We start from the raw sequence: 8,632 nt of genomic DNA on the forward strand, positions 1-8,632 counted from the left end.
ATGGGCAGACCGAGGTCGACCCGGTCGGGGTGGTGATGCCGCTGACCGCGTGATTCGTAGCCCGACCCCGCTGCTTAATACCAAGTTAAAGGAACTACCGAAGAACACCACGAAAAGGGACTTGACCTTCGTGGCACGCAGTTCGGCCCCGGTACACCGACTCATCATCAGATTCGATGAGTCGGTGTACCGGGGCCGAATGCCCTTGGGTCAGAATCGATTCGCGCCGACGGGCCGGGAGCGTTCACCAACCCGCCGGGTCATCGATCACCGCCCGGACTGAGCTTTGCGGCGAGCGAAGAGGATCGTCACCGCGCCTCCCAGAATCAGAGCGGCACCCGCAGCGAGTCCGGTGATCTCAGCACCGGTGCGAGGCATCGAGCCGGCATTTCCGGGATCATCGCCTTCGCCGGCATCGCCTCCGGTACCGGTGACCACGAATTCGCCGCTCAGGCCCTGGTCCATGCAGTTCACCTTCACCGTGTAGGTACCGACATAGGCTGCCGGGCTGTTGTCGAGGCCGTAGACCTGGACCGAGGCCGCACCGTTCTCGTTGGCTTCGACCGTCCTGTCATAGAGCTTCTCGCTGGGTTCGAATCCCCAGACCTCGAACAGAATGTCACTGCCGGGCTCGCACTCGGTCACTGTCATCGTCACGCCTTTGTCCCGGTTGACGAAGTCCTCGCCGGAGATCTCTTTCGGGTCGATGGCGAGCTTGGGGTCGACAACGCTGCCATCATCGGTCACGGTGAACGTGGTCTCCGCGCTGCGGTCTCCGCAGGTGGCCATGACGAGGAAGTCGCCGACCCACCCTGTACCGCCATCACCGTCGGGGACGAAGTTCGCGGACCCTGCGGCGTCCTCACCTGCTTCCTGCGATTCCTCCCACACAGTGGTGTCAGGATCACGCTTTGTGCTCACTCGGAAGTTCACCTCGTCGTCAACATGGCAGTTGACGAACGTCAGGTGGACTCCGTTCTCGAGGAACTTCTGCAGCCCCTGAGTCTTGGGTGTCACGGTGAGATCCGCGTTCGATTCATCGCCGTCGCCGTCGCCTTCGCCTTCGCCTTCGGTCACGGTGAAGGTCGACTCCGCGCTCTTGTCCCCGCACGAAGCCGTGACCACGAAGTCACCGACCCAGCCGTCACCGCCTGTACCGGGGATGAAGGTGGTGAATCCGGCCGCATCCTCACCGGCCATCTGCGAGTCTTCCCAGATAGTGGCGTCGGGGTCGCCCTGGCGAGTGATGCGGAAATTGACCTCTTCATCCACCACGCAGTTGACGAGGGTGATTTTGACACCATCGTTCATGAAGTCATCCAGGCTCTGAGTATTCGGCGAGACCGTGAGGTCAGCCTCCGCATCCTCATCATCGGGTGCGACGACGGTGACGCTGCCGCTGAAGGTCTTCGACTCCTCACCGGCGCGGGCGACAGCCACTGTGACATCGAGCGTGTCGCCTGCCTTGAGCTCGGTATTGCCGAGGATCGTTCCGGTGAAGGCACCGTCACTCTCAACGGTCGTCGACGTGGCCTCACCAGGTTCGGCGGTGACAACGTCCCCAGCTTTGAGAGGATCGACGGTGTATCGGATGCCCTGGTTGGGGTCACCGATCTCTTCGGCCGTCATCTCTGTCTTCTCAAGCGAGAAGCCGGCTTCGATAGCCGCGGATTCCTCTGCGCCGTCGTTGGCGCCGTCGTCAGCTGTGCCGTCATCAGTTGCGCCGTCGTCAGCTGCGTTCGGATCGGCTGCCTCGTCCGTAGGTGGTTCGGTGGCCTCAGCGTCACCCTCCGCTTCAGTGGTACCTGTGCCCGGGTCGGCTGCGTCGGCGCCGGTATCGTCGCCTTCACCGGGATCGGCGGGGGCTTCGCTGAGAGCCTCTGCGCCTTCTTGCGCGGCCGAGGCTTGGGTTGTCGTCGTTGTGTTTGCGACCGCCGGACCGACTCCCATAGTGGAGACTGCCAGGGCGATGCTTGCTGCAAGTGCCAGCCGTTTCATGATGTTCCTTCCAGAGAACTGTGTGGCTGCCATGTTCGGTTATGGAAAGGACCATACGTACGTAGTTAGTGGGGTGCGACTTTTGGTCTTTTAGTTCATGACGGAAATGTGATTGAGATATTCCAGAATGTTTATCTCTTTGAGACCTCGCAATATTCCGGTCTGCGGTCGGCCCTGCGTCTTTCGGATCCGGCTCCCCCGCCACCATGTCTTTCACTCCCGAAACAGCGCCGGAGACTGCGCATGAGCGGAGTCGGGTCCATGTCACGGTTGTGCAGAGATGATCGTCTGGGGCCGAAAATCGTTACCTCCGAAGTAAATTGATTTCGGGCCCCACAGCCGAAGCTGCAGGGGCCGAGTCACCAGATGCGATCAATTCATCATTCGCAAAGGGCTCAGGTTTCGGTGGAGGCACCGTCACTATCACCAGTGCCATCAACCTCATCCGTGTCATCAGCATCATCAGTGTCGGTGTGATCGTCGACGACGATTCCGGTGTCGGTCTCGGCAAGCACCTCGGCAGTGAATTGCTCCTCCGCATCTTCGCCTCGGAACTGCGACATGTAGAGGCGGTAGTACGCACCCTCGGCAGCCAGCAGCTCCTCATGATTGCCGTGTTCGACGATGGCTCCGTCCTCCATCACCAGGATGGTGTGGGCGTCGCGGATCGTCGAGAGGCGGTGAGCGATGACGAACGATGTCCGGTCCGTTCGCAGCGCTGCCATGGCCTGCTGGACAAGCACCTCGGTGCGGGTGTCGACCGAGGAGGTCGCCTCATCGAGGATGAGCAGCGACGGGTCGGCGAGGAAGGCACGCGCAATGGTGATGAGCTGGCGTTCACCGGCGGAGACGCTGCCGCCGTCGGAGTCGATGACCGTGTCATAGCCCTCGGGCAGCTGCCGCACGAAGCGATCGACCATGGTGGCCTGGGCCGCGGCCATGACCTCGTCATCGGTGGCGTCGAGCCTGCCGTACCGAATGTTCTCCCGGATGGTGCCCTCGAACAGCCACGCGTCCTGGAGCACCATGCCCACATGGGAACGCAGATCTGCTCGAGTCAGATCCTGGGTATCGATGCCATCGAGGTAGATGTGACCACCGGTGATCTCATAGAAGCGCATCACCAGGTTGACCAGGGTGGTCTTACCTGCCCCTGTCGGCCCGACGATGGCCACCGTGTGACCAGGCTCGGCCGTGAACGAGACCTTCTCGATGAGTGGAGTGTCCTCGGTGTAGCGGAAGCTGACCTCGGAGAACTCGACCCGGCCCGGTGTGCGCTGCGGCAGCGTCTCCTGGGCATCATCGGGCTCTTCTTCCTCGGCATCAAGGAGTTCGAAGGTCCGCTCCGCCGAGGCGACGCCGGACTGCAGCATGTTCGCCACGCCTGCCATCTCGGAGATCGGCTGGGAGAACTCGCGGGAGTACTGGATGAACGCGGTCGCATCACCCAATGTCATCTGCCCCGAGGCCACCTTCAGACCACCCGCGACGGCGATGAGGACGTAGCTGAGGTAGGACACGAACTGCATTGCGGGCATGATCATGCCCGACACGAACTGCGCACCTGCCGAGGCTTGGTACAAGGACTCGTTGCGACGGTCGAACTCTTCGAGCATGATCTCGTCGCGGCCGAAGGCGCGGACCACGTCGAGGCCGGAGAACGATTCTTCGACGTGTCCGTTGACTTCACCGGTGTGCTTCCACTGTGCTTTGAACATCTTCTGCGACCGGGTGCCGATGACTCCGGCGATGACCGCAGACAACGGAAGCGCGATGAGTGCCAACAGCGCCAGCTGCCAGGACACGATGAACATCATCACGCCGATTCCCAGAATGGTCAGAGCCGATTGGACGAGCTGAGAGAAGGCCTGTTGCAGCGCCTGCTGGATGTTGTCGACGTCGTTGGTCACCCGCGACATCACGTCGCCGCGCTGCCTGGTGTCGAAGTATCGCAGCGGGAGTTTGTTGATGGTGCGTTCGATGTCTTCGCGCAGCCGGTAGACGACCCGCATGACGAGGGCGTTGAGGATGTAGCCCTGCGCCCACATGAGCATCGAGGCCACGAGGTACATGAGGAGGACGATGATGATGATCTGGCCCAGGGCGTTGAAGTCGATGCCCTGTCCGGGAACGACTTCTGCCGTGGCGAGCATATTGGCGAAGTCGTCCCTGCCTTCGGCGCGGGCACCGGCGATGATGTCGTCGATGTCGGCTCCCGCCGGCAGCTGTGACCCGATGACACCGGAATAGACGATGTCCATGGCCTTGCCCAGCACCTTCGGGGCGATGACGGTGAGGATGACCGAGCCGATGACGAGCGCCACGACGTTGATGAGGCCGAGCTTCTCCGTCGCCATCAGCCCGAAGAGTCGTTTGACCGAGGGCCAGAAGTGCTTGGCCTTCCGGGCCGGGGTGTCGCTGAACATGTCCCCTTCATCACCCTGGGGAAGGTACTCCTCTTCGCTGCTCTGCGTCGTATCGGGTTCGACTGTCGCCGCCGAGGTGGATGATGTCGCCGAGGTGGTGGTTTCGTTGTTCGCCATGTCAGTTCACCCCTTCGGTGGCCAGCTGGGATTCGACGATCTCCTGGTAGGTCTCGTTCGCGTCGACGAGTTCCTCGTGCGTTCCCCGACCGACGATCTTGCCTTCGTCGAGGACGATGATCTGGTCGGCGTCTCGAATCGTTGAGACGCGTTGGGCCACGACCACCACCGTCGAATCACCGGTGGTGTCGTCTAGGGCGCTGCGCAGTCGGGCGTCGGTGGCGACGTCGAGGGCAGAGAACGAGTCGTCGAAGACGAAGATCTTCGGCTTGGCCGCCAGCGCTCTGGCGATGCAGAGCCGCTGCCGCTGTCCGCCGGAGAAGTTCGTGCCGCCCTGGGCGACGCTCGCCTCAAGCTGATCGGTCTTGTCGGTGACGAAGTCGTCGGCTTGGGCCGTGGTCAGTGCCTCCCACAGTTCCGAATCATCGGCGAATTCGTTTCCGAACCGGAGGTTGGAGGCGATCGTGCCGGAGAACAGATACGGTTTCTGCGGCACCAGACCGACCAGCTGTGCCAGCTGGTGGCGGTTGAATGCGCTGACGGGGACATCGTCGATGAGCACCTCACCTGACTGCGGATCGAGCAGACGAGGAATGAGGTTGACGATGGTGGACTTGCCGGCACCTGTGGCACCGATGATCGCAGTCGTCGTTCCCGGCTGTGCGGTGAAGCTGAGGTTCTCGAGAACGGGAACCTCAGCCCCGGGATAACCGAAGGTGACATTGCGGAACTCGAGCTCACCTCGGCGAGGGAGTTCGTCGACGCCCTTCGGGATGATCATGGACGAGGTGGAATCGAGGACCTCGGAGATGCGCTCAGCACAGACGACGGCGCGGGGAATCATCATCATCATGAACACACCCATCATCACGGCCACGAGGATCTGCAGGAGGTACTGCAGGAAGGCTGTGAGCGATCCGACTTCCATCTGGCCTGCGTCGACGCGGTGGCCGCCGAACCACAGCACGGCGGCGGTAGCCAAGTGGAGGATCATCATGATCGCGGGGAACATGAGCACGAAGAGGTTGCCGACCTTGACCGAGGTCAGCGTCAGTGCCCGGTTGGCGTCGGCGTAGCGGTCGGCTTCGAAGGGTTCGCGCACGAACGCACGCACGACCCTGATGCCGGTGATCTGTTCACGGAGGACTCCGTTGATGTCATCGACCTGCTCCTGCATCCGCCGGAACAGCGGCATGAGCAGATAGACGAGGATGCCGACGACGATGAACAGCGCCGGCACGGACACCCACACCAGCCAGGACAGTCCCACGTCCTCGCGCAGGGCCATGATGATTCCGCCGATGCACATGATCGGAGTGGAGACCATGAAGTTCAGGGTCATGAGCACCAGCATCTGGACCTGCTGGACGTCGTTGGTGTTGCGGGTGATGAGGGTGGCGCTGCCGAACTTGCCCACCTCCAGCGTCGAGAGTTCATCGACCTTGCTGTAGATAGCCCGGCGCAGATCCCGACCCACTCCCATGCCGGTGCGGGCACCGAAGAAGATGGCGGTGACGGCAGTGACGACCTGGACGAGGCAGACGATGATCATCGTCATTCCGGTCGACCAGATGAAGTCGGTATCGCCTTTGGCAACACCCTGGTCGATGATCTGTGCATTCAGGCTCGGCAGGAACAGGGCTGCGATGGTCGCGGCCAGCTGCAGGACGACGACGAAGACGATGTAGAGCCAATAGGATCGAGCGTATTTCAGGGACAGGCGTAATAGGGCCACGATGGAAGTCCAGTGATATGAGTGGTTCGCGAAACGGCGTTGAGAATTTCAAAAGCGCAACAGACCATCTTACATGCGCTCCCCTCCCGAGCAATAGATCTGGCCTGCTTCTTCTGTGCTGACAGTTCACCATGCGGCACTGACACGAGCGGGTGAAACCAGGTCCGACCTCACCGGTGGCTGGGCGTGCCTCCTCGCTAATCGCACGGACACCTCTAGTCTTGAAATCATGAGCACAACTTTGCAGGACCTCGTCAATCGCGCCGTCTTCTTCTCCACCGAGATGCAGACGCACTTCGGCGCCCTCATCGCCGATGCCGAATGGGAGGTCGACTTCACCTCCGATCCGCATCTGAACTTCACCTCCGCTGAGGGAACCGTCCTGCGAGGTCGCCCGCATCTGCTCGGCTCGGAGTCAAGCGCGCAGAGCACGTGGCTGTGGGGTTGGGAGAACGTCAACGAGTTCCCCGAGCCCGTCGTCAGTCTCGCCCATGAGGTTCGCAAGTTCGGTGCCGCAGAGGATGTGGCCGAGCTGATCACGGAAGAGCTCCCCCTCGACGAGGAGTTGGCGCTGCGCCTGACATTGGCGGCGAAGGAAGCCACCGGAAAGTGGGCGCACTATCCGGCCGCAGCAGGTGCCGGCACGACGGTCTGGCTCCTCGTTGATGCTCCGGAGCTGACCTTGCCCGAGCCTCAGGTCAAGACCACTGTGCGTGCCCTCATGCAGGGCCTGACGCAGACAACGGTGACTGATCATCGCGCCGCGCTCGTGGCGTATGTCAGCAAGCGCGGCATTCCCACCGCGGAACTGCCCGAGGGCGGTCTGCGTCTGCTCTTCGCCGACGGGTCGGCCGATCTGACCTTCGACGAGGAACGCCGCATCTCCAATTGCGAGATGGGCGCACCTCTCGAAGGTGAGGCCGCGCAGCAGTACGCGCAGGCCACCGGAAAGTCCACGACAGACTCCGAGGCTGCCGGAACTCCTGTCGGGGAGCCAGCTGCACAGCCGGTTCCTGCAGAGTCGAGCCCGGTCTCTGAACCGGCTGCTGCTGACACGAGCACAGCCGCTTCCACATCGGCGGATGCCGCCTCTGCACCGGCGCCGGCGGAGTCTCCCACCGAAGCGCCTCGTGAGACTGCCCCAACCCCATCGCCCGCCGAGGCGAGTGCCGGTGACGAGCGCGACTCGGCTTCCGCTCGTCCCACACCTGACACCGAATCGGCGCAGCCGACGGCTCCCGAGTCACAGCCTGCCGCCTCCGCTGCAGACGAGGCGCAGGAAGACGATCGCCAGCCACAAGAGGCAGAGACCAAGGCTGAGGAGCCGAAAAAGAAGAAGGGTCTGTTCTCGAAGCTCTTCGGACGTTGATTCGTAGACGGTGGGTGCCCATCAACGGTTGATGGGCACTCGCGGTTCCCAGCTGAAGTCGCGGTCGAAGAGGTACCGTCGTTCAGGATCAGGGGTCAGGGTTGTCACCAGGCCCTGGCCGGTGAGTCTGACGTTGCCGGATTCGTCGGTGGAGTAGGTCAGAGTCGCCTCATCCTCATAGTCTCTGTCGAGGCCCTGTGACCCCTTCTGTTGTGGATAGAGTTTCATCGTGACTTCGTTGCCGTCTGCAACGCTGTAAGTGCCTCTCTGCAGGCTTCCGTCTTCGTATCGCAAACCGACGGCTGCTGTCCCCGCCTTCGTCAGTTGACCGAAGGCAGCCTGGGTCAGCTGGGAATCGCCGAAGTTCGGTCTGCTGCCACCTGAGACCGTGTAGATACCGGCAATCTCACTCGGCTCATCGAACCTGGCCCAGTCGGACATGTTTCCCAACACGGCTCCCGAGCCGCCCAGCATTGCAATCGCAAGCAGGGGCCCGGTCCAGCGCGTGATCGCCACGAAGATGCGGTGCGTCGATATCTGCCGTGCCACGGTCGGTCCTGTGGTCTTGCCCACCAGGAAACGACAGAGCCGAGGAACGTTGGGGATGAGGAGAATGATTCCTGCTAACGCCATGATGCCTGAGAGCTGTTTGACGGGCACGTCAAAGGTCAGGTTGAGCACGAACACGACAGTCATGTCGACAGCGGCCAGGAGGGCGCCCAGCCACGCTGTGCGCCGGAACAGGAGGAAGGCAGCGGCTGCGACTTCGGCGAGACCTGCGAGAGCCTGGACGCCCGGCGAGAAGGCCATGAAACGCCACAGCAGTCCCATGGGACTCATCTCGCCGTATTGGACGAGGGTGTTTGGAAGGGCCTTCCGGTAGCGAACGTGTAACGAAGTGGTAGCAGCTATGTAAGAACCTGGTAGCACTCATGGAGGATTGCTTTCACCCACGACATCGAAGTCGTGACAAGTGAAAGGAACCCT

General features: G+C 62.0%; 5 protein-coding genes. 1 reads left to right on the forward strand and 4 read right to left on the reverse strand.

The genetic code is table 11. From position 1 onward, the window contains the following. Positions 1-267: 267 nt before the first annotated feature. From BAUR9175_RS18770 to BAUR9175_RS18780, 3 genes are all read right to left on the reverse strand, one after another. Positions 268-1,998 carry an ICP22 family protein gene (locus BAUR9175_RS18770; RefSeq protein WP_101584950.1) on the reverse strand — a complete coding sequence of 577 codons (1,731 nt, stop codon included), beginning with the start codon at positions 1,996-1,998 and terminating at the stop codon, positions 268-270. A gap of 395 nt (positions 1,999-2,393) precedes the next feature. After that, entirely contained in the window at positions 2,394-4,541 is a 2,148-nt protein-coding gene (locus BAUR9175_RS18775) for an ABC transporter ATP-binding protein (protein WP_096158220.1), read from the reverse strand. Position 4,542: 1 nt separating this feature from the next. Further along, a complete protein-coding gene (locus tag BAUR9175_RS18780; protein WP_096158219.1) occupies positions 4,543-6,276 on the reverse strand; it encodes an ABC transporter ATP-binding protein in 1,734 nt (577 codons plus the stop codon). Between the two features lie 229 nt (positions 6,277-6,505). Here BAUR9175_RS18780 and BAUR9175_RS18785 point away from each other — a divergent pair, with 229 nt between their 5' ends. Next, a complete protein-coding gene (locus BAUR9175_RS18785; RefSeq protein WP_257944381.1) occupies positions 6,506-7,645 on the forward strand; it encodes a DUF6882 domain-containing protein in 1,140 nt (379 codons plus the stop codon). A gap of 21 nt (positions 7,646-7,666) precedes the next feature. On the opposite strand, the gene BAUR9175_RS18790 is transcribed toward BAUR9175_RS18785, so the two are convergent. After that, positions 7,667-8,485, reverse strand: coding sequence for a DoxX family protein (locus BAUR9175_RS18790; RefSeq protein WP_180959290.1), 819 nt, complete (start codon positions 8,483-8,485; stop codon positions 7,667-7,669). Between the last annotated feature and the right edge of the window lie 147 nt (positions 8,486-8,632).

Source organism: Brevibacterium aurantiacum, from assembly GCF_900169065.1.
GTDB classification, from domain to species: domain Bacteria; phylum Actinomycetota; class Actinomycetes; order Actinomycetales; family Brevibacteriaceae; genus Brevibacterium; species Brevibacterium aurantiacum.